23 protein-coding genes are annotated in these 27,000 nt (G+C 67.6%); 13 read left to right on the top strand and 10 right to left on the bottom strand.

Annotated features, from left to right (window positions below; genetic code table 11):
- The 5 genes from ACIQC0_RS04375 to ACIQC0_RS04355 all read left to right on the top strand — a co-directional run bounded on the left by ACIQC0_RS04375 (position 1) and on the right by ACIQC0_RS04355 (position 4,749).
- A complete protein-coding gene (locus ACIQC0_RS04375; protein WP_377216599.1) occupies positions 1–258 on the top strand; it encodes a DUF6458 family protein in 258 nt (85 codons plus the stop codon).
- 340 nt (positions 259–598) lie between these two features.
- On the top strand, positions 599–1,423 hold the full coding sequence (locus ACIQC0_RS04370; RefSeq protein ID WP_377216598.1) for a DeoR/GlpR family DNA-binding transcription regulator: 825 nt from the start codon (positions 599–601) through the stop codon (positions 1,421–1,423).
- Positions 1,420–2,400: a 1-phosphofructokinase family hexose kinase gene (locus tag ACIQC0_RS04365; protein ID WP_400532881.1), complete on the top strand. Its 981-nt coding sequence runs from the start codon at positions 1,420–1,422 to the stop codon at positions 2,398–2,400. Before ACIQC0_RS04370 ends, ACIQC0_RS04365 begins: the two co-directional genes overlap by 4 nt.
- Before the next feature lie 2 nt (positions 2,401–2,402).
- Complete coding sequence (locus tag ACIQC0_RS04360; RefSeq protein ID WP_400532879.1) at positions 2,403–4,406, top strand: fructose-specific PTS transporter subunit EIIC; 2,004 nt, start codon at positions 2,403–2,405, stop codon at positions 4,404–4,406.
- Between the two features lie 64 nt (positions 4,407–4,470).
- Entirely contained in the window at positions 4,471–4,749 is a 279-nt protein-coding gene (locus ACIQC0_RS04355) for an HPr family phosphocarrier protein (protein ID WP_400532877.1), read from the top strand.
- Between the two features lie 127 nt (positions 4,750–4,876).
- On the opposite strand, the gene ACIQC0_RS04350 is transcribed toward ACIQC0_RS04355, so the two are convergent.
- The gene (locus tag ACIQC0_RS04350) at positions 4,877–5,731 is read right to left on the bottom strand and encodes a class I SAM-dependent methyltransferase (RefSeq protein ID WP_400532875.1); all 855 of its coding nucleotides are present in this window, start codon (positions 5,729–5,731) and stop codon (positions 4,877–4,879) included.
- A 175-nt stretch (positions 5,732–5,906) separates the two neighbouring features.
- Between ACIQC0_RS04350 and ACIQC0_RS04345 the strand changes: the two genes are divergently transcribed.
- The gene (locus ACIQC0_RS04345) at positions 5,907–6,173 is read left to right on the top strand and encodes a Rho termination factor N-terminal domain-containing protein (protein ID WP_377216593.1); all 267 of its coding nucleotides are present in this window, start codon (positions 5,907–5,909) and stop codon (positions 6,171–6,173) included.
- Positions 6,174–6,195: 22 nt separating this feature from the next.
- Here ACIQC0_RS04345 and ACIQC0_RS04340 read toward each other — a convergent pair whose 3' ends face one another.
- Complete coding sequence (locus tag ACIQC0_RS04340; protein WP_400532873.1) at positions 6,196–7,308, bottom strand: Ku protein; 1,113 nt, start codon at positions 7,306–7,308, stop codon at positions 6,196–6,198.
- 40 nt (positions 7,309–7,348) lie between these two features.
- Between ACIQC0_RS04340 and ACIQC0_RS04335 the strand changes: the two genes are divergently transcribed.
- A complete protein-coding gene (locus ACIQC0_RS04335; protein WP_400532871.1) occupies positions 7,349–9,853 on the top strand; it encodes an ATP-dependent DNA ligase in 2,505 nt (834 codons plus the stop codon).
- A gap of 115 nt (positions 9,854–9,968) precedes the next feature.
- On the opposite strand, the gene ACIQC0_RS04330 is transcribed toward ACIQC0_RS04335, so the two are convergent.
- From ACIQC0_RS04330 to ACIQC0_RS04320, 3 genes are all read right to left on the bottom strand, one after another.
- Complete coding sequence (locus ACIQC0_RS04330; protein ID WP_400532869.1) at positions 9,969–10,220, bottom strand: hypothetical protein; 252 nt, start codon at positions 10,218–10,220, stop codon at positions 9,969–9,971.
- 172 nt (positions 10,221–10,392) lie between these two features.
- Positions 10,393–11,601, bottom strand: a complete 1,209-nt coding sequence (locus ACIQC0_RS04325; RefSeq protein WP_400532867.1) for an MFS transporter — start codon at positions 11,599–11,601, stop codon at positions 10,393–10,395.
- 8 nt (positions 11,602–11,609) lie between these two features.
- Positions 11,610–12,524 (bottom strand): LysR substrate-binding domain-containing protein, encoded by a 915-nt coding sequence (locus ACIQC0_RS04320; protein ID WP_377216588.1) that lies wholly within the window; start codon positions 12,522–12,524, stop codon positions 11,610–11,612.
- A gap of 279 nt (positions 12,525–12,803) precedes the next feature.
- On the opposite strand from ACIQC0_RS04320, the gene ACIQC0_RS04315 reads away from it, so the two are divergent.
- The 6 genes from ACIQC0_RS04315 (at position 12,804) to ACIQC0_RS04290 (ending at position 20,816) form a co-directional block, all read left to right on the top strand.
- A complete protein-coding gene (locus ACIQC0_RS04315) occupies positions 12,804–13,883 on the top strand; it encodes a PrpF domain-containing protein (RefSeq protein ID WP_400532865.1) in 1,080 nt (359 codons plus the stop codon).
- A 73-nt stretch (positions 13,884–13,956) separates the two neighbouring features.
- On the top strand, positions 13,957–15,150 hold the full coding sequence (locus ACIQC0_RS04310; RefSeq protein WP_400532863.1) for a Bug family tripartite tricarboxylate transporter substrate binding protein: 1,194 nt from the start codon (positions 13,957–13,959) through the stop codon (positions 15,148–15,150).
- Positions 15,151–15,158: 8 nt separating this feature from the next.
- Positions 15,159–17,129, top strand: coding sequence for a tripartite tricarboxylate transporter permease (locus ACIQC0_RS04305; protein ID WP_400532861.1), 1,971 nt, complete (start codon positions 15,159–15,161; stop codon positions 17,127–17,129).
- 40 nt (positions 17,130–17,169) lie between these two features.
- Entirely contained in the window at positions 17,170–17,550 is a 381-nt protein-coding gene (locus tag ACIQC0_RS04300) for a universal stress protein (RefSeq protein WP_400532859.1), read from the top strand.
- Between the two features lie 346 nt (positions 17,551–17,896).
- Entirely contained in the window at positions 17,897–19,528 is a 1,632-nt protein-coding gene (locus tag ACIQC0_RS04295) for an MFS transporter (RefSeq protein WP_400532857.1), read from the top strand.
- Positions 19,529–19,697: 169 nt separating this feature from the next.
- Positions 19,698–20,816: an FUSC family protein gene (locus ACIQC0_RS04290; protein ID WP_400532855.1), complete on the top strand. Its 1,119-nt coding sequence runs from the start codon at positions 19,698–19,700 to the stop codon at positions 20,814–20,816.
- On the opposite strand, the gene ACIQC0_RS04285 is transcribed toward ACIQC0_RS04290, so the two are convergent.
- The 5 genes from ACIQC0_RS04285 to ACIQC0_RS04265 are packed head-to-tail and all read right to left on the bottom strand — an operon-like array spanning position 20,784 to position 26,988.
- A complete protein-coding gene (locus tag ACIQC0_RS04285; RefSeq protein ID WP_400532853.1) occupies positions 20,784–21,554 on the bottom strand; it encodes an SDR family NAD(P)-dependent oxidoreductase in 771 nt (256 codons plus the stop codon). The two genes, ACIQC0_RS04290 and ACIQC0_RS04285, sit on opposite strands and share 33 nt — an antisense overlap.
- 49 nt (positions 21,555–21,603) lie before the next feature.
- Positions 21,604–23,430, bottom strand: a complete 1,827-nt coding sequence (locus tag ACIQC0_RS04280; protein ID WP_400532851.1) for an IucA/IucC family protein — start codon at positions 23,428–23,430, stop codon at positions 21,604–21,606.
- A complete protein-coding gene (locus ACIQC0_RS04275; protein ID WP_400532849.1) occupies positions 23,427–23,999 on the bottom strand; it encodes a GNAT family N-acetyltransferase in 573 nt (190 codons plus the stop codon). Before ACIQC0_RS04275 ends, ACIQC0_RS04280 begins: the two co-directional genes overlap by 4 nt.
- Positions 23,996–25,381: a lysine N(6)-hydroxylase/L-ornithine N(5)-oxygenase family protein gene (locus ACIQC0_RS04270; protein ID WP_400532847.1), complete on the bottom strand. Its 1,386-nt coding sequence runs from the start codon at positions 25,379–25,381 to the stop codon at positions 23,996–23,998. Before ACIQC0_RS04270 ends, ACIQC0_RS04275 begins: the two co-directional genes overlap by 4 nt.
- Positions 25,378–26,988 carry a pyridoxal phosphate-dependent decarboxylase family protein gene (locus ACIQC0_RS04265; protein ID WP_400533268.1) on the bottom strand — a complete coding sequence of 537 codons (1,611 nt, stop codon included), beginning with the start codon at positions 26,986–26,988 and terminating at the stop codon, positions 25,378–25,380. Before ACIQC0_RS04265 ends, ACIQC0_RS04270 begins: the two co-directional genes overlap by 4 nt.
- Positions 26,989–27,000 lie beyond the last annotated feature (12 nt).

Genomic DNA, 27,000 nt, shown 5'->3' with positions numbered 1-27,000 from the left:
ATGAGAATCGGTTCTTCAATCTTCCTCATCGCCCTGGGCGCCATTCTCGCCTGGGCAGTAGCCCCGGGCCTGATCCCCTTTGTTGACCAAGTCCTCATCGGCTACATCCTGATGGTTGTGGGCGTGATCGGGCTGATCGTCTCGCTGGTCCTGGCCTCCCCCGGACGCAGGCGGCGGGTCAGCGAATCCCGGTCCGTGGTGGACCCAAACACCGGTGAGCGCATCACCCGCAACGAAAGCCGCGACGGCGAACTTTAGACTCCCGGCGAACTCCAGACTCCCAATACAACCCGGAAAGCCGGGCCGGACCAGCAGTGGTCCGGCCCGGCTTTCCGCTTTAAGCCACCGCCCCCGCCCGGATTTCCCCGTCGGACGGACTTTTCCCCCGCGCGTTACCGGGGGAAAAGTCCGTCCCGCGGGGAAACTAGCAGCCGGCGCGCAGGACCGGGCTGGGGCCGACCCGAGGGTGGCCAGGATTTGGTTTCATGTTGATTTCCATTGACAAACCCACAGAATCAAAGATAAAGTCAAGTAACTCAAGATCATGTGATGCGAGTCACTAGTTCAACAGCCATCAGAAATACGCAACGGAGGGTATGTGTTTGCCGAGGAGCGCCAGCAGAAGATTGCCGACCTTGTGGCCGGCAATGGCAGGGTGAGCGTCACCCTGCTGGCCGAGCGCTTCAACATCACCACCGAAACCGTCCGCCGGGACCTCGCCGCGCTGGAGAACGCCGGCACCATCCGCCGCGTCCATGGCGGCGCCGTGGCCCCGGACCGCTTCAGCACCACCGAGGAAAGCGTCACCGCCCGCGCTATCCAGCGCCCCGACCAAAAGGTCCGGATCGCCGAGGCCGCACTGGCCCTGATCCCCCGCAACTCCCACGCCAGCATCCTGATCGACGGCGGAACCACCACGGAAGTGCTCGCCGGCCTGCTGGCCCGTCGCGCCGCCGTCGTACCTTCCGACGCGCACCTCCCCGAAGGCCGGGATACCGACGGCGCCGAACTGGTGGCCATCACCCACGCCGTCCCCATCGCCGCCAAGCTCTCCGCCGTCCCCGGGATCGCGCTGCAGATCCTGGGCGGACGGGTCCGCGGCCTGACGCAGGTTGCGGTAGGACACGGAACGGTGGAAGCCGCGGCCCGTATCCGCCCGGACATCGCGTTCGTGGGCACCAACGGCGTGCACGCCACCTTCGGCCTGAGCACCCCGGACGCCGAAGAGGCTGCCGTCAAGGCCGCTTTCGTCCACTCCGCCCGCCGCATCGTGGTGCTGGCCGATTCCTCCAAGCTGGACACGGAAACCCTGGTCCAGTTCGCCTCCCTGAAAGACCTGGACACCTTGATTACAGACAGCGAACCCGGCCCCGAACTCGCGGCCGCCCTGGACGAGGCCGGCGTAGACGTGGTGGTCGCATGATCGTCACCTTTACGGCCAACCCCAGCCTGGACCGCACGGTGGCCCTCCCCGGACCCCTGGAACGCGGCGAAGTGCAGCGGGCCGTCTCCGTCAGCCAGGAATCCGGCGGTAAGGGCGTCAACGTCTCACGCGCGCTGGTGGCATCCGGCCTGGATTCCGTGGCCGTCCTCCCCGGCGGTGACGGCGACCCGGTCCTGGCCGGCCTGCGCGACCACGCGGTCCCCTTCGTCTCACTGCCCATCGCCGAGCCACTGCGGACCAACGTGGCGCTCACCGAGCCGGGCGGCGTGACCACCAAGATCAACGAACCCGGGCCCACGCTGGATGAAAGCCAGCAGGAAGCCCTCATCACACTGCTGCTGGAACGCTCCCGCGGCGCCCGCTGGGTGGTCCTGGCAGGCTCGTTGCCGCCCGGCTTCCCCGCGGATTTCTATTCCACCGTGACGCAGCGCCTGCGTTCCACGGAGGACGGCGCTGCCCCCCTGGTCGCCGTCGACTCGTCCGGGCAGCCACTCGCCGCAGCCGTTTCCAGCGGCGCGGCAGGCATGCCGGACCTCCTGAAGCCCAATGCCGAAGAACTGGCGGAACTGGCTGCTGCAGCCGGCTTCGCCCCGGCCACCGCTGAACAGCTCGAAGCGGATCCGGAGGCAGCCGCCCGGGCCGCCGCCACCGTCGTGCGTTCCGGTGTGGGTGCTGTGCTGGCAACTCTCGGATCCAAGGGAGCTGTCCTTGTAACGGCCGACGGCGCGTGGCTGGCCACGCATCCGCCGGTCGCCGCGGTGAGCACGGTAGGTGCGGGCGACTCCGCTCTGGCCGGCTACCTGCTCGCCCACGGCAGGGGCGCCGCCCCGGCCGATTGCCTACGACAGGCAGTGGCCCACGGTGCCGCCGCCGCTTCCCTGCCCGGATCCACTGTTCCGGCAGTCAACCAAACCACCCCGGATGCCGTAACCATCACGGCCCTTCGAAAGGATTGACAGTGACCCAGCTCATCACCACGGAACTGGTCGAGCTCGACCAGAACCTGGGCAACTCCCCCGAAGCGGTGATCCGGCACCTGGCAAGCAAGGTTGCTGCCGCCGGACGCGCGTCCGAAGTTGAAGGCCTCTTCACCGACGCATACGCCCGCGAACAGAAGACCGCCACCGGTATCCCCGGTGGCATCGCGATCCCGCACTGCCGCTCAGCCGCCGTCACCGAGCCTGCCCTGGCCATGGCCCGGCTTAACCCGAAGGTGGATTTCGGCGCCAAGGACGGCCCCGCTGACCTGGTGTTCTTCATCGCCGCCCCGGACGGCGCAGACCAGGAGCATCTGAAGCTGCTCTCCAAGCTGGCCCGCTCGCTTATCAAGAGGGACTTTACGGCCGCCCTGCGCGCCGCTTCTTCCAGGGAAGAGATCGTGGCCCTGGTGGACGGCGCCCTGGCAGACAAGCCGGCCGCACACGCAGCCGCTGCGCCGGTTGACGAGCCCGCCCCCACCGCCGCGGCACCCAAGCGACTCGTAGCCGTCACCGCCTGCCCCACCGGCATCGCGCACACTTACATGGCCGCCGACTCACTCGTAGCTGCAGCCCAGGAAGCCGGCGTGGACCTGCAGGTGGAGACGCAGGGTTCCTCAGGCGCCAAGCCGCTGGACCCGGCCGTCATCGCCGCCGCGGACGCCGTGATTTTCGCAGTGGACGTGGACGTGCGCGGCAAGGAGCGCTTCGCCGGCAAGCCCGTCATCAACGCACCCGTGAAGCGCGGCATCGACGAACCCGCCAAGATGGTCCAGGAAGCCCTCGCGGCCGCCACGGACCCCAATGCCCGCCGCGTCCCGCACTTCGGTGCGGAGGAACAGGCCGAGCAGGCGGCAGCCGAAAAGGGCGAGCACATCGGCCAGAAGCTGAAGCGCGCCCTGCTGACCGGCGTCAGCTACATGATCCCGTTCGTGGCCGGTGGCGGCCTGCTCATCGCCCTGGGCTTCCTGCTGGGCGGCTACGACATCACCGATGTCGCGGACAAGGTGGTCCTGGAGAACAGCTTCGGCAACCTTCCCGAGGGCGGCCTCGCCGCTTACCTGGGTGCCGTGTTCTTCAAGATCGGCGCCCTGTCCATGGGCTTCCTGGTCCCGGCACTGGCAGGTTACATCGCCTACGCCATCGCCGACCGTCCCGGCATCGCCCCGGGCTTCGTTGCCGGCGCAGTTGCCGGGTTCATGGGTGCCGGATTCCTGGGCGGCATCGTGGGCGGCCTTCTGGCCGGCTACATCGCCCATGTGATCGGCAGCTGGTCGGTTCCGCGCTGGCTGCGCGGCCTGATGCCCGTAGTGATCATCCCGCTGCTCGCTTCCATCGTGGCGTCCGGCCTGATGTTCCTGGTGCTCGGCGGACCCATCGCCGGCATCACCGCCGGACTGAACTCCTGGCTGTCGGGCATGACCGGCGCATCCGCCGTCGTGCTGGGAATCATCCTGGGCCTCATGATGTGCTTCGACCTGGGCGGACCCGTGAACAAGGTGGCCTACGCCTTCGCCGTCGCCGGCCTGAGCGCGGGCAGTGCAGACAACCAGGCGCCATGGCAGATAATGGCCACCGTCATGGCCGCGGGCATGGTTCCGCCGCTTGCCATGGCCCTGGCCACCGTCCTGGACAGGAAGCTCTTTAGCCTGGCCGAGCGCGAAAACGGCAAGGCCGCCTGGCTGTTGGGCGCGTCCTTCATCTCCGAAGGCGCCATCCCGTTCGCTGCTGCCGACCCGCTGCGCGTCCTTCCGGCCAGCATGCTGGGCGGCGCCCTCACCGGTGCGCTGACCATGGCGTTCGGCGTTACCTCGCAGGCACCTCACGGTGGTATTTTCGTATTCTTCGCCATCGGCAACCTGCTGATGTTCGTGGTTTCGATCATCGCCGGTGCCGTGGTCAGCGCACTGACCGTGATCGCGCTCAAGCGCTGGGCCGCTCCGAAGAGCACTGCTACGGTGGAGACCGTTCCCGCGACGGTCTGACCCCGCAGCACCCCCGATTCCAACGGTCCCACGCAACACGGGGCCGCAAGCCAAAGGAGCAACAATGCCAGAACGCACCGCAACAGTCGCCAGCCGGGTTGGCCTGCACGCCCGCCCCGCCGCGATTTTCGCAGAGGCAGCCGGAGAGTTCGACCTCGACATCACCATCGCCCGCGAAGGCGAGCCCGCTGACGAGGCCATGGACGCGGCCAGCATCCTGTCCCTCATGAGCCTGGGTGCCGCCCACGGCGACGTGGTGGTCCTCCGTGCCGAAGGCGACGGCGCTGACACCGCCCTGGACCGCCTGGTCCAGATCCTGGAAACGGATCACGACGCCGAGTAGCAGCACCGGTGCCCTGCGCACCTGACCCGGCGGCCGCCGTCGGACGTCTTTTCCCCGGAACCTTTCCCCGAAGTTGCCCGGAAGAAGCGCCCGACGGCGGCTGCCGCGGTTTAAGCGCGGGGTTGGGTTAGCGGGGCTTCCTGGCCGTTAAGAGCAGGTATTCCCATTCCATCTGGAAAGGGGCGTCGCCGTGCGAGTCACCGAAGGCCTCAGCCAGCTCCAGGAGGGCCTGGTCCAATGCCTTGACCTTGTCCATGTCGCCGGCCAGGTACTTGTAGACGGCGATGGTGGGTCCGTAATGCGATTTGAAGTAGCGGACGAAGTCCTCCGGGCCGGGGAAGCTCCGGACGGCGAGCTGCCGGCGCCGGCCCTGCACGTCTGTGACCCGGTCCCCCAGCAGCGCACGGACATGTTCCTCGTCCCCCCATAGCGGCGGGGGTTGGGCACCCGGCGGCGGCGGCGGGGCGAAGTGCTGCATGGCCGTAAACATCTGCCCCACGAAGCTTTCCGGCGTCCAGCTCAGCAGGCCGATGGTGCCCCCCGGCGCGCAGACGCGGACCAGTTCATCCGCCGCGGCCTGGTGGTGCGGGGCGAACATGACGCCCACGCAGGAGATCACGGCGTCGAACGCACCGTCATCGAACGGCAGGGCCTCGGCGTCCGCTTCCACCCACTCGACGCCGACTCCCCGTTCGGCGGCCTGGCGGCGGCCGGCCTCGAAGAGTTCGGGGGTGAGGTCCGACGCCACCACCCGCGCGCCCATCAACGCTGCCGGAATGGCGGCGTTTCCCGCTCCGGCAGCGACGTCCAGGACTCGCTGGCGGGCCCTGATGCCGCAGGCTTCCACCAGGACGGCACCGAGTTCGGGAATCAGCTCTCCGGCGAGCGCCGGGTAGTCCCCCGAGGCCCACATTGCCCGGTGCTTCTGTTTGAGCACACGGTCTGCTTCCGCCGCCCGCTCCGTGTCCTTCGTGTGGCTCATCCCGGGTCCTCTCCCGCGAAGGTATCCCCGCGGACTCGATGCGACTCATTCTGGACGCACGCGCACCGGCTGTAAAGGTTCGGTGCCGCAGGGGCCGTGCCGGAAAGGTCCTTGAACCACGCGAGGGGCGCGCCTAGCGTGGAACCATCAGCAGCCGCGAACCGAGGAGGGCGCCATGCCGGCCAAGAAGAACCCCAGCCTGAAGGACCCAGAGCTCTACGAGGAACTGCGCGAGGACGGCGCGTCCAAGCAGAAAGCCGCCAGGATCTCCAACGCGGCGGCGAAGAAGGGCCGCTCCGCCGTTGGGCACAAGGGCGGAAAGTCGGGAAGCTACGAGGACTGGACCGTCCCCGAGCTGAAGGCAAAGGCCAAGGACATCGGCCTCACGGGCTACTCGAAAAAGAAGAAGAGCGAGCTCATTTCCGCACTGCGCAACTCCTGAGTCTCGCCTGCTCCTGATCGGGTCAGGCTCCTTTCCGGGCCCGCGCGGCGCTGGACTTGGTCCCGGTGGATTTGGCCGCCGTCGACTTCGCTCCCGTGGACTTGGCCGTGGCGGACTTGGCCGTGGTGGACTTGGCCGGGGCTTTCGCGGTCCCGCTCTTTGCCGCCGTGCTCTTCGCAGCGGCGGTCTTCGCCGTGCCCTTGGCTGCGGGCTTCTTGGCCGCGGTGGTTTCCTTGCCCTCCGAAGCCTTGGCCCGGGAGGTGCCCCGCGCCGGAGCCTTGCCGTCCCCGCCCTCGTGCGCGCCGTCGTCGTCCGCGTCCGCTTCCTTGGTATCTGCCCCGGACTCCGCGCCGCGCTTCCGGTCGAGGCTCCGCTTGAGGGCCTCCATCAGGTCGATGACCTCGCCCTTGCCGCCCTCGCCTGCCTCAGCGCCGAAGGTCTCCTCGGTGTCCAGCGACTCGCCCTGCTCAAGCTTTGCCTCAATGAGCTGGCGCAGCTGCACCTGGTACTCGTCCGTAAAGGACGCGGGCTCGAAGTCGGCCGCCATGGACTCCACCAGCGCCGCGGACATCTCCCGTTCCTGGGCGGAGATCCGTATGGACGTGTCCAGCGCGGGGAAGTTCACCTCGCGCACCTCGTCCGGCCAGAGGAGCGACTGCAGGACCAGGACGTCGTCCTTGATGCGCAGCGCGCCCAGCCGGGTCTTCTCCCGCAGCGCGAACTGCACGATGGCCACCCGGTCCGTGTCCTCCAGCGCCTTGCGCAGCAGCACGTAGGCCTTGGGCGACTTGGAATCGGGCTCCAGGTAGTAGCTCTTCTCGAACATCATCGGCTCGAGCTGCTCCGACGGGACAAACTGGACCACTTCGATTTCGTGGCTGTTCTCCGCCGGAATGGACTTGAGCTCGTCCTTGGAGAGGACCACCGTCCGGCCGTCTTCCTCGTACGCCTTCTCGATGTCCGAGTAGTCGATGACCTGGCTGCACACCTCGCAACGCCGCTGGTAACGGATGCGTCCGCCGTCAGCGTTGTGGACCTGGTGCAGACTGATGTCATGATCCTCAGTGGCGCTGTAGACCTTGACGGGCACGTTGACCAGCCCAAACGCGATGGCACCTTTCCAGATGGCTCTCATCCCTCAAGTGAACATCACACCGGGCCGGAGGTGAAGCCCTGTGGCCGGCAGTAAGGAACGCGTCCGGGTCGCGGGACGGGAACTGACGCTCACCAACCTGGACAAAATCATCTATCCGGACACCGGAACCACCAAGGCGGACGTCCTGGCCTACTACGCCGCCGTGGCCCACGTCCTGGTCCCCGCAGCCGCCAACCGGCCGGCCACCCGGAAGCGCTGGGTCAACGGCGTGGGCACGGCGGACAAGCCCGGCGAGGTGTTCTTCCAGAAGAACCTGGACGACTCCGCCCCGGGCTGGGTGCCCCGCGCCGAAATCACGCACAAGGAGCGGACCATCACCTACCCGCTGGTCAACGATCCGGCCACCCTGGCCTGGTTCGGGCAGATCAATTCCCTGGAAATCCATGTCCCGCAGTGGCAGGTGGATTCGCACGGCAACGCACTGAATCCGGACCGGCTGGTGTTGGACCTGGACCCAGGCGACGGGGCAGGCCTGGCCGAGTGCCGCGAGGTGGCTCTGCTGGCACGGGCCATCCTGCAGGATGTGGGCCTGGACCCGGTTCCCGTAACCAGCGGCAGCAAAGGCATCCACCTGTACGCGGCGCTGGATGGCACCCAGAGTTCGGAGCAGGTTTCCGCGTTCGCCAAGGAGCTGGCCCGCGCCCTTGAGGCGGACCACCCGGACCTGGCCGTCAGCGACATGAAGAAGACGCTGCGCACCGGCAAGGTCCTGGTGGACTGGAGCCAGAACAGTGCCGCCAAAACCACCGTGGTCCCCTACTCGCTGCGCGGCCGTCCCACTCCCTTGGTCGCAGCACCACGGACCTGGCGGGAGATCAGTTCAACCAGCCTGAAGCACCTCGACTACCGCGAGGTGATGCGGCGGGTGCGGGACGGGAAGGACCCGTTCGCCGCCGTCGTCAAGGCTGCCGGAGGTGCTGCCGAGGGGGCGGCGCATGACGCCAACCCCCGTCTGGCCAAGTACCGCAGCATGCGGGACCCCGCGGCGACGCCCGAGCCGTTCACCGGCACCGGCGGCAGCGGGAATTCCTTCGTGATCCAGGAGCACCACGCCAGCCGCCTGCACTACGACTTCCGGCTGGAGCACGACGGCGTGCTGGTCTCCTGGGCGCTTCCCAAGGGCGTCCCCGAAACCGGCGGCAAGAACCACCTGGCGGTGCAGACCGAGGACCACCCGCTCGACTACGCCGCGTTCGAGGGGACCATCCCCAGGGGCGAGTACGGTGCCGGCGAGGTAACCATCTGGGACCGCGGCACCTACGAGCTGCACAAGTGGATCAACGGCAAGGAAGTCATCGCCACTCTCACTGGTTCCGAGGGCGGCGGCCTGGGCGGGACGCGCAAGTTCGCGCTGATCAACACGGGGCGCGGCAAGGGACCGGACGCCGAGGGGCAGTGGCTCATCCACCTGATGGAGCAGGAGCAGAAGGGCGGACGACGGCGGCCCGCGGCTCCCGCGGCGGCGTCACCGCAGGAGGCGGCGGCTAAGTCCGAAGCATCGAAAGAGGGAGCGCCCAAGGCGACGGCCTCCGCGGGTGGGGAACCCGCCGTCGACCCCCTCGAGTTCCGGCCGATGATGGCGACGTCCGGCGGAACCGCGGATCTGCAGGGCAGCGACTGGCAGTTCGAGCTGAAATGGGACGGCGTGCGGGCCGTCCTGGTGGCGGACCGGGAACGGATCCGGATCTTCAGCCGCAACGGCAATGATGTCACGCGCACCTATCCGGAATTCGCGGACCGCGGGAGCTGGCCGGAAGAGCCGTTCGTGGCGGACGGCGAAATCATCGCGCCGGGCCCCGGAGGCCGGCCCGACTTCGGCCTGCTGCAGGGGCGGATGAAGCTGACCCGGCCCGCCGACGTCGCGAAGGCCCAGGCGGCCATCCCGGTGCGGCTCCTGCTTTTCGACCTGCTGTACGACGGCGGAACGGACCTTCGCAGGCTCGGCTTCACCAAACGCAGGGCCCGGCTGGAGGAATTCTTCGGCTCGGCTGCTGTCGGGCAGGACATGGCGGTGGAGCTTTCCCCGGTGCTGCCGGACAAGGTGGAGCACATCCTGGAAAGCGCACGGGAACTGGGACTCGAGGGTGTGATGGCCAAGCGGACGGACAGCCGCTACGTCAGCGGGCAACGGACGCGCACCTGGATCAAGCTCAAGGTGGAGCAGACGCAGGAAGTGGTGGTGGGCGGCTGGCGGCCCGGGAAGGGCGGCCGTCAGGACACCGTGGGGTCACTGCTGGTGGGGATACCGGACGGCGGCAAGCTGCAGTACGTGGGGCGGGTGGGCAGCGGATTCAGCGGCCGCGAACTGGCTGAACTGCGGCAAACCGTGGGCCGGCTGGCCCGGAAAACGTCGCCCTTCCACGACGTCCCCCGGCCGGATTCCGCGGACGCGCACTGGATCACCCCGCAGCTGGTGGGCGAAGTCTCCTACAGTGAATGGACCGGACCCGGCCGGCTGCGGCACCCCGTGTGGCGGGGCTGGCGGCTGGACAAGGACCCGGACGAGGTGGTCCGGGAGGGCTGAGCCGCGGTTTTCGACCCCCAAATTCGCTGGCGACGCGCAAATTCCCTGGCGCACCGGGTATTCGGAGGGCGCCAGGGAATCTGCGCGTCGATTTCAAATTTGGGTGTCGGCAGTCCTACGAGGAGTGCGGCATCTGCGGCCGGCTGGTGCGGTGGACAGCGGTGACCGCGGCCTCGTGGCCCATGCGGCCGTGCCCCGCGCCACGGTCCTTGGGGTGGCGGCGCTTGCCGTTGCCATCGGGCCAGGAGTTCTGCTGCGGAGCACCGCCAAACCGGACCGGCGCCGGTCCGGGCATGTCCGGGGCGTTCATTGAAGCTGCCAGGTGGTCAGCCACCTCGGGTGCAAGTGCAGGTTTTTGGTGAGCCATTGTTCTTCCTTTCCGCCGTTGTGAATGGAGTTCTTCCCCTGGGGACGGGGCAGGCTTGGAGGAACATCCGATGGCAGGCGTGCGCCTAGCCGAAGGGGTGAGTTTCCATGGATCAACGATAGGCACGCCGGGCGCGTCTGGGAACCCCGCGGAGGCTTCCAACACCGGAGTTTTATCCCTTTTTTCCGGGCCAGCGAAGGCAGGCTGCACCGAGGACCACGCACGACATCCAGAGTGCCCCGCTGGGACCCACCGGAGCGGCCAGCAGACCGGCTGCGGCCGGCAAGGTGACCTGCCCTATCCGGTTGCCCAGCAGGCGAAGGGCGAGCGCCGCGCCGCGCGAGGCCGCTGGAACCGCCTGCGTGACAAGGGTCATCGTGATGGGCTGGCCCAGGCCAAGGAAGAACCCGCCGAGCGCCAGCAGGATCCCTGCCGCCAAGGGACGTTCAAAAAGCCACGGCACCAGGGCCAGGGCAGTCCCCGCTCCGGCCAGACTTGCCAGCACAAGCCGCTGACGGCTCCAACGGGCCACGAGCAGCGGCAGCAGCAGTCTCGATGCGATCGAGGCGGCGGCCCTCGCGGCGAGGAGGACGCCCACCACTGCCGGCGGGACGCCCTTGGCTTCGCCCAGGAGCGGGAGGAAGGCGACCAGGATGTCCGTGGTGGCAAGAAGCGCCAGGCTCGCCACCATGTTGGTCTTCACGCCTGGATAGCGCAGCAGCGCGGCAATGGAGACCGGCCGGGCATCCGGCACCGGCTGCCCGGCCTTTGGCCCGCCGGGGGCACCCCGGGCTGCGGTCCCGAAGGCGAGCGGAACAGCGAAGAACGCAATGGCACCGGCCATGACCAGGCCGGCGTTGGAGTCCGCCAGACGAACGCCGGCCGGCGCTCCTCCCGTGTCGCCCATGGCGAGGCCGGCAAGGAGCGGGCCGATCATTTGACCCACGGCAAAGGATGCCGTGAACCAGCCAAAGGCAGCATCCATGCGGTCCAGGGGAACGAAACGGGCGATCGCCGACTGGCCGGCGATCGTGAAGAAAAGATGCCCGAGGCCGAGCACGGCGCTGGCCGCCGCAACGAGGAGAAGCGACGAGGACGCGAAGAGCACGAACGGGCCGGCGGCCAGCAGCAGGGTGCCGGCAGCCACCATCCCGCGCAGCGAACTGCGCCGGTCGGACACCCTGCCGAGCCACAGCGCCGCCGCAACGGGAACCAGCGCGTACGACGCCGACGTGAGACCCACGGTGAGCGAGTCACCCCCGAGGGCCAGGACCTTGTAGGAGATCAGCGGGCGGGCAAGGTTCAGGGCAACCTGGCAGAGGACGGCGGACGCTATCAGCATCCACAGCCATCGCGTCGACCGCGATCGGTTCTTGCTCAAGGGGCCCCCTATTTGAAGTCGGCGCTGCTTTCCTTCGCAACTTCCAGCAGCGTCGCCTGGAACGCGATTTCGGCCGCGGCCCTGACCCGGTCGTGCCGGTGGGCCAGAAGCACCCGCCGGGACGGGGCACTGCTGCCCAGCGACACAATGCTGACGCCCGGGTGCTTATTCACAACTGCCGTCCGCGGGGCCAGCGCTATGCCCAGGCCCACGCTGACCATGGCCTGGGCCTCCTGGTAGTCGTTGGCGTGGAACGAAATCTTCGGCTCGAACCCGGCAGCCTGGGCACTTCTGTGCAGCACTTCGACAACCGGGTGGTCCTGCTCGCGGACGATCCACTCTTCGTGCGCCAGGTCGGCCATGTCCACCTGCTTGCGGCGGGCGAGCCGGTGTTCCTTGCCGACGATAAGCGCAGTGGAATCTTCGAACACCGTGGTCAGCGCAAAGTTCTCCGGGCTGAGCCGGTTCCACTCGTAATCCCACAGCAGCGACATGCCCACCTGGCCGTTTTCAAGCATCTCGATCAGGTCATCGAACCGGCTGCTCCGGACGTGCAGTTCGATAGCCGGGTACTGGGCTTTGAACCTGCTGATGACCAGGGGCAGGAACGAACCGCCGAGGGTGGGGAAGGTCCCCAGGGTAAGGCTGCCGCGGTTGAGGCCCGCGATTTCGGCCAGGTCCGCCTCGGCGGCTGCCATCTGGCGCAGGATCCTGCGGGCATGGGCCGTCAGGACGTGTCCGGCGTCCGTTGGCACCATCCCCCGGGCCTGGCGTTGCAGGAGTGGCTGGCCAACCTCCGCTTCCAGGCGGCGCAACTGCTGGGATACGCCGGACGGTGAATAGACATGTTTTTCCGCTGCGGCAGTGATCGAGCCGAGCTCGACGACGTCGAGCAGGAGCTCGAGCCTCCTGATGTTCAGCATCCGCAGAACCGCCTTTGAAGTGTTGATTAACCCCGCCCGACAATTCTATACATATCCTTCATCTCCAGCGGAAAATCATGGTTAACCGCCCAGCTCTTGGGGCTCCGGCGACCAGTCAGGGTCACCTCCGTGCTCCGAGTCGTCACGGTGAATGAAGTAAAACTGCAAGACTATGCATTTTTTCGTGATTGTAATTCATCCATGACGAGCCCCACACTGGGTTAGGCCATGAGGCCGCCGGCCCGGTAACCGGGCCAGAGAAAGGTGTTGAAAGCAATCATGTTCAAGATTCCGGCCACGTGGATGCGCGGAGGAACCAGCAAGTGCTGGGTGTTCGAATGGGACCACCTCCAGGTTCCCGGGAAGACCGTGGACGAAGTACTCCTCCGGCTTTTCGGCAGCCCTGACCACCGTCAGATCGACGGCGTCGGCGGAGGCACGTCCACCACCAGCAAGGCCGTCATCCTGTCCCGGTCCGTCAGCGCCGAGGCAGACGTGGACTACACGTTCGCGCAGGTGGGTGTGGAAGAGCAGAAGGTGGACTGGGCCAGCAACTGCGGCAACTGTTCCGCAGTGGTGGCGCCTTACGCGATTGAGCGGGGGTGGGTCGCCGCCGGTGCGGACAGTACGTCGGTCCGGACGCTGAACACCAACACCAACCAGCTCATCCTGCAAAAGGTGGATACCCCCCAGGGGGAACTGCTGTACCCGGGAAACCAGCTGATCCCCGGAGTCCCCTTCCCCGGCATGGCGGTGGGAATGGGGTTCTTCGATCCTGCAGGAAGGACCACCGGCAAGCTCTTCCCCACCGGGGACCCGGTGGACAAACTGGACTTCGACGGCAGGCAGGTGGCGGTCACGCTCATCGATGCAGGAGCCCCGCTGGTCATCGTGGAAGCCGAGTCGGTAGGCCTGACCGGCCACGAGACCGCCGCAGACATCGATACCCGGACAGACCTGCTGGCGCACCTCGACAACCTCCGCCGGGATGCCGCAGTCCGGATGGGCCTCGCCTCCACCCGCGCCGCGGCAGAGCGCGCCATCCCCAAGCTGGCGCTTGCGGCCAGGGCCGGGGAAGCGGACGAGGCTGACGTCGTGGTCCGGATGCTTTCCATGGGCCGCCTGCACCCCGCCCTTGCAATCACCGGCAGCGTGGCACTGACCATGGCGGCGCAGCACGCCGGAACGGTGATGGCCGGCCTGATTTCCACCGACGTCTCAGCCGGAGTCACCATGCGGACCCCCGCCGGTCTGGTGCAGACCTGGTCGGAAACCATCGACGGCGCCACGGTGGTGGGCGCACTGCGAAGCGCCCGCAGGATCGCGGACGCCGAGCTCCTCCTCCCGGACACCTGGTAGCCCCACTAAACAGGCCACCCCAAATCCGCCGCGGCTCCCCGCGCAGGCGGCTCACAATCAAAGGACATCCTCAATGACGAGTCAGAAAACATACGTGGAACCCCCCGGTCCGTCATATGACACCCCCACCGCCGAGCAACCGGAACCTCCGAAGCACTCCCGGCGAACCATACTGGCCGTAGTTGCCTCCTTCGCCGCGCTCGGCGTCGCTACCACAGTGGTGGGCGGCGGCCTGCTGAACCCGCCCTCCAGCACCGAAGACGGCAACTTCAGCGGCGAGACCCTGGAATTCCTCATCCCCCTCGCTTCCGGCGGCGGAACAGACACCTGGGCGCGGTTCATCGGCACCGAACTGACCCACTACATCCCCGGCAGCCCGGGATTTGCCCCCGTCAACGAGCCGGGTGGCGAAGGTATCTCAGGCACCAACAAGTTTGCCCGCTCGGCAAAAGCCGACGGCACGGAAATCCTCGTCGGGACCGCCTCCACAGTAGTGCCCTGGGTCCTGGGGCGCTCGGCCGTCCGGTACTCCTTCGAGGACCTCAAGCCGGTGGTGGTCAACGGCACCGGCGGCGTTATCTACGCCCGGACCGAGGCCGGCGTGAACGGGGTCGAGGACCTGGTGAACAGGGACAAGCCCCTGGAGTTCGGTGGCATCAGCGCCACCGGGCTGGACATCACCACCCTGGTCGCTTTCGACCTGCTCGAGGCAGAGGTCACCTCCACCTTCGGCTTCGAAGGCCGGGGGCCGGTGAACCTGGCGCTGCAGCGCGGCGAAATCGACCTGGACTACCAGACCACGTCCGCCTACGGTTCGGCCGTGAAGGGCATCGTCGAAGAAGGCAAGGCGACGGTGCTGATGTCCTTCGGCCAGCTGGACGGGTCCGGCGAAGTGGTCCGCGACCCCAATTTCCCTGACGTCCCCACCGTCCCCGAGGCCTACGAACGCCTCCACGGCAAGAAGCCCTCGGGCGAGAAGTTCGAGGCCTACAAGACCCTGTTGGGCCTCACCTACACCTACCAGAAGGGCCTGTGGGTCCCGCAGGAGACGCCGGAAAAGGCTGTCACGCTCCTGCGGGAGTCCAGCGAAAAGCTGGGCGCCGACAAAGAATTCCAAGACAAGGCCGCCAAGGTCCTCGGCGGCTACCCGCTCGTGGCCGACGCCGGCATGGCCGACCGCGTCCGGGACGCCTACACCGTCAGCAGCTCCGTCAGGTCCTATGTCAAGGAACTGCTCGAGAGCAACTACGACATCCACGTTGAATAAGGACAATCATGCTTGATTCCGCTATGGCAGCGCTGGCGTCACTCGCTGACCCTTCCCTGCTCCTCATGCTCCTGATCGGCGTTGTGGCCGGTCTGGTCATGGGCCTCATTCCCGGACTGGGCGGCACCGGCGCCGTCGCCATCCTCCTCCCCATCACCTTCGGCATGGAACCGCCCCAGGCTCTGGCACTCCTGATCGGCGCGCTGGCAGTGGTCCATACCTCGGACACCGTCTCTGCTGTCCTGCTGGGCGCCCCGGGCTCGGCGTCGGCCAGTGTCACCATGCTGGACGGATATTCGATGGCGAAAAAGGGTGAGGCTGCGCGTGCCCTCACGCTGGCCTTCCTGTCATCCATGGCCGGCGGCATCATCGGTGCCATCGGCCTGACGCTCGCCATTCCCCTCGCCCGGCCGCTCGTGCTGTCCTTCGCCAGCCCCGAATTGTTCATGCTGACGGTCCTGGGCGTCGCACTCGCCGCGGTCCTCTCCCGCGGCAACATCATCAAGGGCGTTTCGGCCGGCCTCCTCGGCCTTATCCTCGGCATGGTGGGCACCTCGCCCACCACCGCAGAGGAGCGCTTCACCTTCGGCAGCCTCTTCCTCGGTGACGGACTCTCCCTCGTGGCTGTTGCCCTGGGCATCTTCGGCCTGGCCGAAATCGCGTCGCGGGCCAGCCAGCGGCGGGGCCAGAAGCAGAACATCAGCCTCGGCGGCGGTTGGGGCAAGGGCATCGTTGAGTGGCTGTCCCACTGGACCCAGGTGATCCGCGGAGCACTGATCGGCATCTGGGCAGGCGTGCTGCCCGGCGTCGGCGCCACCGCCGGAACGTGGCTTGCGTACGGCCAGGCCGTGGCAACAGCGAAGGACAAGCGCAAGTTTGGCAAGGGAGACCCACGCGGCATCGTGGGCCCGGAAAGCGCCAACAACTCCGTTGAAGCCGGGGACCTCATTCCCACGCTGCTCTTCGGCATCCCGGGCGGCGTTCCCTCGGCCATGCTCCTGGGCATGCTCCTGACCTACGGCATCCAGCCGGGGCCGTCCATCATCACGGAGCACCTGGACCTGATGTACCTCATCGTGTGGTCCTTCGCCATTGCGTCCGTCCTCGGCGCCCTGTTCTGCTTCCTCAGCGTCAAGCAGCTGGCCAGGCTCACCAAGGTTCCCTTCGCCGTCCTGGCAGCCGGGCTGGTTGCGGTCATGCTGCTCGGATCCTTCCAGGAGGGCGGCCAGCTTGGCGACCTCTGGATCATGATCATCCTCGGTGTCTTCGGCTGGCTGCTGAAGTCCACCGGCTTCCCCCGCGCCCCGTTCCTGATCGGTTTCGTCCTGGCCATTCCGCTGGAACGCTACTACTTCCTCACGGACAGCCTCTACAACGGCCTGGACTGGATGGCCCGCCCGGGCGTGCTGGTTTTCCTGGGGATCCTGGTCCTGCCCATGATGTGGGCGTTCATCAAGTTCATCCGCGCCCGCCGCAGCACCAACCTGGACGACGGCCACCGCGACGAACGTCCCGAAGACGACGAGAGCCCGCTGAAGAACTCCACCTGGTCGCTCGCTGCGGCAGGCATCTTCGCCACGGCATTCGCCGCAGCCCTCATCGCCTCGGCATACTTCTCGCCGGAAGCGCGGCTGGTGCCCCAACTGGTCAGCATCGGCGGCCTGGCATTCTCGGGAATCCTGCTCGCCACGGAAATCAGGTCCCGGCTCCGCGCGCGGACCGCGGGCGCGGGATGGACGCTGGATGCCGGCTTCGCCCTGAAGACGTTCCTGTGGATGACCGGATTCCTGGCCCTCACCGCAGCCTTCGGCTACCTCGTAGCGGTGACCATTTTCATCCCCGCGTTCCTGCTGGTCGTCGCCAGGGCAAGGCTCAAGGTGGCCATCATCTACACCCTGGCCCTGTACGCCGTGCTGCTGGTGTTGCCCTCCCTGCTGCCGATCGACCTGCCGCAGGGCTGGCTCAATACCCTCGTCTAGCCCCAGCCCATCCACACCACCTACCGGAGAGAAGCCCAACATGACGGTTCTCGTTGCTTACCTACCCTCCCTCGAAGGCCGGGAGGCCCTGACCACGGGCATAGCGGAAGCCCTGCTCAGGAAAACGGACCTGCTCATCGTCAACGTGGGCCGCGGCCACCACGACCTGGAACCAGCGCAAGTGCAGCAGCTGGAATCACAGCTGACGGCGGCCGGGTTGACCCTGACGCTTGAGTCCTCGGTCCTGTCGGATCCCGGCGATGCGGTGATCCAGATCGCGCAGGACCGGAATGTGGACATGATCGTGGTGGGGCTCAGGCACCGTTCGATGGTGGGGAAACTCATCCTCGGCAGCACCGTCCAGCGGATCCTGCTGGACGCGACCTGCCCTGTACTCGCGGTACGCCCGGACAGGCTCTAGGAACTCCACAAGGTGGGCGTACGACGGCGGCAACAGCCGCCGTCGTACGCGTCTGAAAGTGGTGTTCCCCGTCACATTTTCCGCGGATTTCCGCGGTGAAAGGCCCCAAAAAGGGTCGACAAAAGAAAAATTTAGGTAACGATCCGCTGTGACCGGCCGCTTCCCAGTAATAGCGCGGGGAAAGCGCCGGAAACACGCGCCGCCCATCGGCCGGAAACAGCCCAAAAACACCCGATCCTACGGCACTCAAGCCGAAAAAGTCTGGGAATCCCCGTAAAATTGAAGGCCTGCCCGGAGCGGGGCAGCTACAAGTCGCAAGCAAATGACCTCCACAGGAGTTGCACAAATGCCCATAGACCGAAGCAATACCGACTCTTCCGCAGGCATCACCACCGCCTCCGGAACCAACCCAGTTACGCCGCCTGGAACCCAGGCGAACGGTACGCAGGTGAACGCGGGCCCGACCGGCCCCCGGAAGCCTGGGATCCTGGGCCGGCGACGGCTCAAGGAGTCCGACGTCAACGTCGTGGACCAGCCCATGCTGAAGAAAGCCTTGGGCGGAACCATCGTGGGCAACACGATGGAATGGTACGACGTAGGTGTCTTCGGCTACCTGATCACCACCATGGGCCCGGTCTTCCTCCCGGAATCTGACCCCACCACCCAAACCCTGTTCCTTTTGGGAACGTTCGCCGCCACCTTCATTGCCCGCCCGCTCGGCGGCGTGGTGTTCGGCTGGATGGGCGACAAGATGGGCCGGCAGAAGATCCTTGCGGCCACGTTGATGCTGATGGCCGCGAGCACGTTCGCCATCGGCCTGCTGCCCGGCTACGCACAGATCGGCCTCTGGGCCGCAGCACTGCTGGTGCTGTTGAAGATCGTCCAGGGCTTCTCCACCGGCGGCGAGTACGCCGGCGCCACCACGTTCGTGAGCGAGTACGCCCCGGACAAGCGCCGTGGCTTCTTCGCCAGCTTCCTCGACCTTGGAAGCTACCTGGGCTTTGCCATCGGCGCCGCACTGGTGTCCGCGCTGCAGCTGACCCTGGGCCAGGACGTCATGGAGGACTGGGGCTGGCGGATTCCGTTCCTGATTGCCGGCCCGCTGGGCATCATCGCCATCTACTTCCGCATGCGCATCGAGGAGTCCCCGCAGTTCCAGGCAACCCTGGACGCGCAGGAGGACCTGGCCAAGAACGCCGCGGCCTCCGAGGACGTCACGGCCAAGGGCCCGGTGGGAATCGTCAAGGCCTACTGGCGCTCCATCATCGTGGCCATGATCCTGGTGGCCGCCGCGAACACCGCCGGCTACGCCCTCACCTCGTACATGCCCACGTACCTCACCGAGTCCAAGGGCTATGACCCCGTACACGGCACACTGCTGACGATCCCCGTGCTGGTAGTCATGAGCCTGTGCATCCCGCTGACCGGCAAACTGTCCGACCGGATCGGCCGACGGCCCGTTCTCTGGATCGGCGCCGTGAGCACCGTCCTGCTGGCCATCCCGGCGTTCCTGCTCATCGGCATCGGTGAGATCTGGTCCACGCTGACGGGCCTCGGCCTGATCGCCTTCCCGGTGACCTTCTACGTGGCGAACCTGGCTTCGGCACTGCCGGCCCAGTTCCCCACCTCCAGCCGGTACGGCGCCATGGGCATCGCGTACAACTTCTCCGTGGCCATTTTCGGCGGTACTACTCCGTTTATTGTGGCAGCCCTGATCAGCGCCACCGGCAACGACATGATGCCCGCGTACTACCTGATGGCCACCTCGGCCATCGGTGCCGTGGCCATCTACTTCCTGAAGGAATCGGCCCGGCGCCCGCTGCCGGGCTCCATGCCCAGCGTGGACAGCCAGGCCGAGGCCCGCGAACTGGTTGCCACCCAGGATGAGAACCCGCTGATCGACCTGGACGAACTGCCGTTCGAGACCCAGGACATCACGGACGCCTCCGGATCCGGAAAGGTCCCTGCCGGGGTGTAGCCCCCGCCTCCCGGCCAGGGCACTTCTTGTAGCCCGCGCTCACGAGGCCCGTCCCGCACTTCCCGCCAAGGGAGCGTGCGGGGCGGGCCTTAGCCGTTCCCTGGCGGAGGGCCGTCTTCCGGCGACACAGAATGCATCAGCGAGGCGTTCCCGGAATAATTCGAAGCATATGAAGCGCGTCATGGAACAGGTCGGGGCGCTCCACCGACTGGAACCGGCCAGCAACGACCATCTTGCCGCCCTCCGGGTCGCTGTGAGCGTGGCGGCTCCATCCTTGCTTCTCATGGCGGCCGGGCGGGCCGAGCTGATCATCTACGCCGTGTTCGGCGCCCTGACCGGCATGTATGGCCGGAACGAGCCGCACCAGCTGCGCCTCCGCCACCAGGCCCGGGCTGCCGTGGTGCTGCTGGGCGGCGTCGCCGTAGGCGTCTTTCTTTCCGTCAACCACCTCCACTCCTGGTGGCTTGTGGGCGTTGAAGCCGTCCTGGCCGGGGCGGCCTCGGTGTTCGCGGACCGCGTCCGGCTCCGCCCCAACGGTCCGTTTTTCGGCATCCTCGCGCTGGGCGCCTGCGCCTCCGTCCCGGCGTCCATCCCCTGGTACGCGGCGTTGCTGATCGCGGCGGCGTCGGCCGGCTTCTCGCTTGCCGTGGGCTTCTCCGGCTGGTTCCGCCACAGGGCCTGGCAACGGAGCGCGGCCCGGTCCAGGCAACCGGCGGAACCAGGCGCAGTGCTCATCCACGCCGTCCGTTACGTGCTGGCCGTCGGCGCGGCCGGTGCCGCCGGGGTGCTCAGCGGCAGCGGCCACCCACACTGGGCGATGGCCGCCGCCGCGGTTCCGCTGGCCGGCGCGGACCTCCCCAGCAGCGTCCGCCGCGGCGTCCACCGCATCGTGGGGACGTTCGTCGGGCTGGTGGTGACCGCCGTCGTTATTTGGCCGGAACCCTGGTCCCTGGCAGCGTTGTGGACGCGCTGGCCAGTGCAGTTGCCGGACCACCCGGCCGTGCTGCTGGCGCTTCTGGTGGTCCTCTTTCAGTTCACCACCGAATTGTTCATGACCCGCCACTACGGCCTGGCGATGGTTTCCTTCACCCCGGTAATGCTGCTCATCTCACAGCTGTCCGCGCCGATCGATCCGGGCGTGCTGATCCTGGAACGCGGCGTGGAGACCCTGGTGGGGGCGCTGATGGGTATCGCCGTGGTGGTGGCGGTCCGCCGCAGCGGGTCGCGCACCCGCACCGGGCTACTGGGAAGCACTCTATTTCGGCCGGCGCGGCGGGCCGGCCATTAGCCGGGCCGGGGCCACGCGGGCCAGGGCGGCCACCACCTTGTAGCGCCGGGTCGGGATGGACACGGCTTTGCCGCGCGCGTTGTCCGCCAAGCCTTCCCTGACCACGCGTTCGGCCTGCAGCCAGGCCCAGGAGGGCGCCACGGATTTGTCCATCCCCATCCGGTCGTGGAATTCGGTGTGCGTGAAGCCCGGGCACACCGCCGTCACACGCACGCCGTGCCGCCGGTATTCCAGGTTGGCCCACCGGCTGAAGCTCACCAGCCACGCCTTCGCCGCCGAGTACGTGCCGCGCGGCAGGAACGCGGCGATGCTCGCCACGTTGACGATCCGTCCCGCGCCCCGTCCCAGCATGCCGGGCAACGCGGCGTGCGTCAGCACGAGGGCCGCCTCGCTGTGCAGGCGCAGGTGCTGCACCTCTTCCTCTGGCGAATTGTCCTCGAACCGGTGCAGCAGGCCGGTCCCCGCGTTATTGACCAGGATCCCCACCGGCCGCAGCGGATCGGTGAGGCGGCCGACGACGGCGGCCAGGCCGCCGTCGTCCGTCAGGTCTGCGGGAAGCACCTCAGCCGTGGTTCCGTACCGCTGTTCCAGCTCCGCCGCCACCTCTTCAAGGCGCGCACGGTTCCGCGCGACGAGGACCAGGGGGTGGCCCTGGGCGGCGAGCTGGCGGGCGAACTCGGTGCCCAGGCCGGCGCTGGCTCCGGTGATGAGGGCGGTGTCGGGTGCGGTGGCAGTCATGCTGCCAGCCTAACCAGCTGACTGAGTTTGCCCAGGCACGTTAGGCGCCTCAGGCGCCGAGGCGGAACCGGGCCAGCGGGTTGGCCACGCGGCCGGCCTTTTGCAGGCCGCCGGAGGGGTCCGCCAGGTCCAGCATGTTCTGGTTGTTGCGGAGCTGGAGCCGATTGAGGCAGGAGAGCTCGAAGTCAGCGGCGAACAGGTCGTGCCGCGCGAACTGGTCCGCGAGCTCGGGGTGGTCCGCCTGGTAATCGGCCACGGCCGCGGCCGCCGTCCGCCAGAACTGTTCCTGGGGAAGGGTCCCGGCTTCGTCCAGGAGGGCGGCGAGGAAACGGAAAATGCAGTCGAAGATGTCCGTGAAGATGGCCAGCACTTTTTCGCCGTCCGGGATGTCCGCCTTGATCCGGGACACCTCCGCGGGCAGGTCCAGCCGGTCCCCCATTGCCACGATCTCCTCGGCGATGTCCTTCATGATGGCACTGACCGGAACGCCGTTTTCCAGGACCAGGATGACGTTCTCGCCATGCGGCATGAAAGCGAGCTCGTACTTGGCCATGCAGTGCACCAGCGGCACCAGGTACGCCTCGAAGTAGCGGCGCAGCCACACCTCCGGTGCCAGCCCGGACCGTTCGATCAGCGCGGACACCATCGGCTTGCCGGCGGCGTCGACGTGCAGGAGGGAGGCCATGGTGGCCAGCTGCTGGCCCTCCTCCAGCAGGGGCAGCGGGCTCTCGCGCCACAGGGCGGACAGCATCTTGCGGTAGGGCGAACCGGACGCCGACCCTGCCTCGTAGGTGCCGTTGTGGTAGCCGATCGCGGCGACCTCGGCGATCATGGTGAAGCCTCGCGACTGCAGTGCACTGTCCGTCTCGATGAGCGTGCGCAGCCAGTCGTTGATGGCCGGCGTGGCCTTCATGTACTGCGGGGAAAGGCCGCGCATGAAGCCCATATTCAGCACGGACATGGCGGTCTTGACGTAGTGCCGGTCCGGTGCCCCGGTGTTGAAGAACGTCCGGATGGACTGCTGCGCCTGGTAGGTGTCCGTCCCGGTGCCCAGGTGCACGATCAGCTGCCGGGCGATCTCCGCCGCGAAGGTCACCGTGAGCTTGTTCTCCCACTGCCAGGGGTGCACGGGCATGAGGAAGTACTGGTCCGGATCCAGGCCCTCCAGCTGCAGGTGGGCGATGAACCGGCCGGCCAGGGGCCCGAGCTCGGCGTCCAGGTGGGCACGGTAGTCCAGCCCGGCGCTGGCGGTGAACACGGCGCGGCTGCGGTGAACGGCAATCCATTCGAGCTGCACCGGGGCGCCGGTCTCCGGGGCGAACGCGAGGTAATCGCTGATGCCAAAGCCCAGGCGGCCGTTGTTGGCCACGAAGCACGGGTGCCCTTCGGTCATGCTGCGTTCGATGGCCTGGAAGTCCGCGGCAGGATCCTGCCCGCCGGTGACGCCGGCGGCAAGTTCCGCGGCGGCCGGCTGCCCGGCCCACTGCTTGTAGGCCTGGCTGGCCAGGGTGCTGCTGACCTCTTCGAGGTAGACCGGCAGCATCTGGATATTGATCCCGAGGGTTTCGTGGAAGGCCGTGATGAATTCGAGAACGTCCAGGGGCGCCTCGGTGCCGTCCCGGAAATGCTGGATGGAACCCGCGTCGATGGACCAGTGGTCCAGGTCGAGGACCCTGGCCCGGAACCGGTATTCGTGGCTGCCATTGGCCACGCTGTAGGTGCCGTCCCCGGCGGACTCCGGGGTCAGGATGCGTTCGTGCGAGAACTCGGCGAGCGCCTTGCGGAGCAGGTGCCGGTTGGCGAGGTCCCAGCGGTCGGCGGTGAGGTGGGCTGTCTGAGGCAGCGTTGCGGCGGCGGGTTCGAGGTGGATGGTCACAGTGCGGCTCCCTGGAGGATGGATGCGGAGGTCTGGGGGAAGTGGGCTGCGCGGGCGGCGTGGAAGTCGGCGCGGGTGCAGAAGCTGAGCAGGGCTTCCTTGTCCGGCAGGTTGACGGTTCCGGCGGGCTGGAAGCCGAAGCGGACGTTGAGGGCGTGGATCTTGGTGTTCCGGACATCCGGTTCGACCACCACGCGCTCCACGTCCGGCCGGTCAAACAGCCTGCTGAGGACGGCGTCCATCACCGCGGCGGTGTACCCCGGCTTCGGAGCGGACGACGGCGGCGCCACCAGCAGGTGCATCCCCACGTCACCGGGATGCACCGGATAGAGGGAGGCCAGCGGCGAGGACCCCGGAAGGTATTCCTCCGTGAGGAAGGCGGGGACGCCGTCGTCGAGCCCCAGAAGCGCGTGGTGGTGGCCGCTCGCCTGGATGCCTGCGTACTCTGCCGCGACGTCGGCCACGGTTGCGGACTGCATCCCCCAGAACGAGGCATACGGCCGGGTGACCCAGCTGTGGAGGAGGGGTGCGTCGGCTTCGGCGTCCAGGCAGCGGAAGGTGAAACTCATGCCTGCACCTCCGCGGGGGTGGGCACGCTGGCAGGAATGCCTGCCGGGGCGCCGAACTGCTGGAACGCGATGCTGCGCTCCACCGGGTAGACCTCGCGGCCGGTGATTTCGCGCAGGATGCAGGAGTTGCGGTAGGCGCCCATGCCCAGGTCCGGGGTGACGAAGCCGTGGGTGTGGAGCTCGGCGTTCTGGACGAAGATCTCGCCGGCTTCGGCACTGATGCTGTAGTTGCGGTCCACGGCGAAGCGGCCGGCGCTGTCGCGGGCGATCCGGTCCTGGATGCCGGCCAGGAACGCCGGTTCGCGGTAGCCGTAACCGGTGGCCAAGACCACGGCCTCGCTCTCCAGGGTGTAGTCGCTTCCCTGCTCGCCGTGGTGCAGCTGGAGGGTGTGGGTCCCGGCGCCGTCATCCCAGTGGGCGCCGGTGAGGGCCGAGTGCGTGAGGAGCTGCGTGTCCACCAGGCCGGAGAGGCTGCGGGTGTAAAGGAGGTCGTAGATGGCGTTGATCAGGTCCGAGTTGATGCCCTTGTAGAGGTTTTTCTGGTTCGTGACCAGGTCATCCCGCTGACCGCGCGGGAGGGCATGGAAGTAATCCACGTACTCCGGCGAAGTCATTTCGAGGGTGAGCTTGGTGTATTCCAGCGGGAAGAACCGGCCGGACCGGGTCACCCAGTTCAGCTGGTAGCCGTGGGCGTCTGCCTCCTGGAGCAGCTCGTAGTAGACCTCGGCTGCGCTCTGGCCGCTGCCCAGGACGGTGATGCTGCGCCGCTGCTGCAGTTCGGCCTTGCGGGCCAGGTAGTCCGAGTTGTGGAGGACCAGCCCCCCGCGGCCCGCGGCGGAGTCTGCCAGGATCCCTTCCGCGGCCTGGGGTACGTAAGGGCTGGTGCCGGTGCCCAGCACCAGCCGCCGCGCCCTGAGCACCTCCGGCCCGGCCGGGCCCTGGACGGAAAGGTGGTACACGCCGTCGTCGTACGCCGTTTCCAGCACGTCCGTGCTAAAACGCACCGAGGACAGCTGGCCGGCCACCCACTGGCAGTACTGGTTGTATTCGGCACGCAGCGGATAAAAATCCTCGCGGATGTAGAAGCGGTAGAGCCGGCCGGTCTGTTTGAGGAAGTTCAGGAAGGAGTAGCGCGAGGTGGGGTCGGCCATGGTCACCAGGTCCGCCATAAACGGGACCTGGAGATGGGCCGGCTCCAGCATCATGCCGGGGTGCCAGTCAAAGGACGGGCTGCGGTCCAGGAAGATGCCGTCGAGCCCCTCTACGGGTTCCGTGAGTGCGGCGAGGCCCAGGTTGAAGGGGCCGACGCCGATGGCGGCGAAGTCGTAAATCCTGCCGCTGGCGGAGGTGCTGGCGCTTGCCGTGTTGGTGCCCGCGTTCATGCGGCGGCCTCCTTGGCCAGGAGTTCCTCACCGGTGGTGCGCACGAGGTCGATGATGCCGGCAATGTCCTCGAGGGTGGCTTCTGCGTTGAGGAGCGTGAACTTGAGGTAGTGGCGGCCGTTGACCTTGGTGCCGGCCACAACGGCCTGGCCCGAGGCGAAGACGGCGGCGCGGATGGCGGGGTTGAGCGCGTCGGCGGCATCCTCGGTGATGCGTTCGCCGGAGGCGGTGCGGGGCCGGTAGCGGAACACGAGGGTGCTCAACTGGGGTGCGGCGGCGAGTTCGAAGTCGTCGTCGGCGGCGAGGAGGCAGCCGACGCGGGCGGCGAGGTCGATCGCTTCGTCGAACAGGGCGCCCACGGCGTCCGCGCCCATGATGCGGAGGGTCAGCCAGAGCTTGAGCGCGTCGAAGCGGCGGGTGGTCTGGATGCTCTTGTCCACCTGGTTGGGGATGTCCGCCAGGGCCGCGCTTTCGGGGTTCAGGTAGTCCGCATAGTAGGTGATGTGGCGGAGCATGGCGGATTCGCGGACCAGGAGGGCACTGGAGCTGACGGGTTGGAAGAACGTCTTGTGGAAGTCCACCGTGACCGAATCCGCCAGGCCGGTCCCGTCCAGCAGGTGGCGGTAGCGGCCGGAGACCATGAGGCCGCCACCGTAGGCTGCATCGACGTGGAACCAGGCGCCATAGGCGCGGGCCAGCGCTGCGAGCTCTGCGAGCGGGTCCACCACGCCGAAGTCCGTGGTCCCGGCGGTGGCGACGACCGCCATGGCGGTGAGGCCGGCGTCGTGCGCTTCCGCCATGGCCGCGGCGAGCGCTGCCGGGTCCATCCGGCGGTCCGCCGTGCACGGGACGGTGATGACGGCGTCGAAGCCCAGGCCCAGCATGGAGGCCGATTTCTGGATGCTGAAGTGGCTGTCCTCGGAGGTGAAGATGCGGAGGGTGTCCAGCAGGGCGGGGAGGCGCCGGCTGCTGCGGGCGGGGTCGCGGCGGAGGCCGGCGACGGCGTGGTTGCGTGCGATGAGGAGGGCCTGCAGGTTGGACTGGCTGCCGCCGGAGGTGAACACGCCGTCCGCGTTGGGGCCGAGGTGGAGGCGTTCGGCGGTCCAGTCGATGAGGCGGCGTTCGATCATGGTGGCGCCGGCGCTCTGGTCCCACGTGTCCAGGGAGGAGTTGACCGCAGAGAGCACTGCCTCGCCCACCAGCGCGGGAATCACCACGGGGCAGTTGAGGTGCGCGGCGTACTTGGCGTCGTGGAAGTAGACGGCGTCGCGGAGGTACACCTCCTCCAGTTCCTGCAGTGCGGCCGCGGTGTCCGGGAGGGGGGCGTCCAGGTCAACGGCTGCGACGCGCGCCTTGAGTTCGGAAGGCCCGACGCCGGTGAACGGCTGCGTGGTCCGCTCCAGCTTGGTGGCAACGGCGTTGACCCCCTGCAGCACCTGCGCCACGTAACGGGGCGAGTTGCGGGCGTTGAAGAGATGGCTGGTGGCACCGAGCGCCAGTTCCACCCGGGAGCCGAAATCCTGGGCGGGTGCGTGGCGGGGGGTGTGGGGGCTGGACTGGATGCGGCCGTGTGGGTCGTCCACGGGTGGTTCGTCAAGGCGGGGCATCAGCGGCACAGG

It is taken from the genome of Pseudarthrobacter sp. NPDC092419, assembly GCF_044755045.1.
In the GTDB taxonomy this organism is placed as follows: Bacteria; Actinomycetota; Actinomycetes; order Actinomycetales; family Micrococcaceae; genus Arthrobacter.
The sequence above is the reverse complement of the archived record's forward strand: the minus strand, read 5'-3'. Positions and strand labels throughout refer to the sequence as shown.